General features: G+C 45.7%; 2 protein-coding genes. Both read right to left on the bottom strand.

The window, feature by feature from the left end; genetic code table 11:
• Nucleotides 1-558, bottom strand: a 558-nt coding sequence (gene yfmH / locus GRP75_RS26065; protein WP_160790779.1) for an EF-P 5-aminopentanol modification-associated protein YfmH, incomplete at its 3' end; no start/stop codon positions are given.
• A 2-nt stretch (nt 559-560) separates the two neighbouring features.
• A partial coding sequence (yfmF, locus tag GRP75_RS26060; RefSeq protein ID WP_160790778.1) for an EF-P 5-aminopentanol modification-associated protein YfmF occupies nt 561-1,765 on the bottom strand: 1,205 nt, incomplete at its 5' end.

Raw genomic sequence — 1,765 nt, 5'->3', positions numbered from 1 at the left:
CAGCGTTTCCTTTGTAATCGTACTGATGGATTGAACAGTACCTGCGATATCAATATGCACCGGATGGACCTTGTACAACGCCTCGATCAGACCAAAGTAACTCCGCCAATCGGGATTATCTTCATACATATTGATTTCCTGGCCGATAATGCCTTTTTCCTTCTCTACATTTTCATCTGTAAAGTAAGGATGCTGCACAAAATTGACCAGCGTGGTCAAATTTTCTTGAATACGCTCGGTTGCCGAAAACAGATATACTGTTTGATCAAAGCTCGTAAATGCGTTCGCCGATGCCCCATTAGAGGAAAAGGTAGCAAAAATATCGCCTTCAGGCTCTTCAAACATTTTATGCTCCAAAAAATGGGCTATGCCATCCGGCACCTTTACGGGCTGTTGACCTTCTACGCGGAAATGATTATCAACCGAGCCGTATTTAGTCGCAAATGTAGCGTACGTTTTCTGAAAACCCGGTTTGGGCAACACATAAACGTGTAAACCGTTATCCATTACTTCATAGTACAGCGTTTCCTGCAAATGCTCATAAGGTATATGCTCCACCGCTATTCCCCCTTCTGGTCTCTCAAGAAATAAATAGTGTCCAGTCGGAACGTCCGGGCGGCATCCTGAACATCCTGCACCTTAACTGCCTCCACCTGACTCAGCAGCTCATCTACCGTCCGCTCCTTACCGGAAAGCTGTCTGTTAAAATCATAGGCGATCATTTCAAAAGCGGAATCCTGCATCTCCTTCAGCAAGTTGCGAATCATCGCCTGCGTTTGGGTCATTTCCAGCTCGGTAATCGCTCCATTTTGCGTATCTTCCAGTTGCTTGCGGATAATAGTAACCGCTTTTTCATAATTAGGAATTTCGATACCAGATTGAATCGTACCAATCCCTTTATGCCCGTCATACCGCGATGAAGCGTAATACGCCAAACTTTCCTTTTCCCTTACATTAACGAACAGCTTTGAATGCGGATACCCGCCCAAAATGCCATTATACATCAGAGCGGAAGCATAGCGATCGTCTCCATACGTAATAGGGGTGCGCAACCCCATGTTGAGCTTGCCCTGGTTCACATCAAGACGCTCTACAACGGTTTGAACCTCACGCTCTACTGACTTGGGCTGTTCTGGAACATACCCTGCTTCCGCTGAACGATTCAATTGAAAATAGCGATCAACAAACTTCTCAACTTCTTCCAGCGTCGTATCTCCCACAACGTATAAATCCATGCTGGCATGATTCAGCCATTCTCCATAAGCCTGATACAAGCTCTGTGTATCTATGCTGTCCAGATCGGATCGTTGACCAAGAGGGTGCAGACGATAAGGCTCATCTTTGCACATTTCCTCCATACAGCGCTCACCAGCATAACGTATTTTATCGTTAACTATAGATTCCAGCTTTTTACGCACATTTTCTCGTTCCTGCTGGACGTATCCCGTTTGAAATGCACCATTTTCCAATGCAGGCTTCGTCAGCACTTCTCCGAGAAAAGCAAACGAACGATCCAGCAAACTATCCGGACTGTTTACAAAGCTGTCATTAATCGTATCCATGCGAAATTGCACGATCTGATAATCTCCACGTTTGTATACATCGAATCCGAAACCCGCGCCATACAATTGTTCTAACTGTTCTCTGAATTGTGTAGTCTGCGGATACGATTCTGTACCCCGTCGCAGAACGAAAGGTACCAGCCCCACTCGGGTTACGGTTTCCTCACGTAGCGGAGTACCTACATACAACGATATGGCAAACG

The sequence above is a fragment of the Paenibacillus sp. OT2-17 genome (assembly GCF_009827695.1).
GTDB classification, from domain to species: Bacteria; Bacillota; Bacilli; order Paenibacillales; family Paenibacillaceae; genus Paenibacillus; species Paenibacillus polymyxa_B.
The sequence above is the reverse complement of the archived record's forward strand: the minus strand, read 5'-3'. Positions and strand labels throughout refer to the sequence as shown.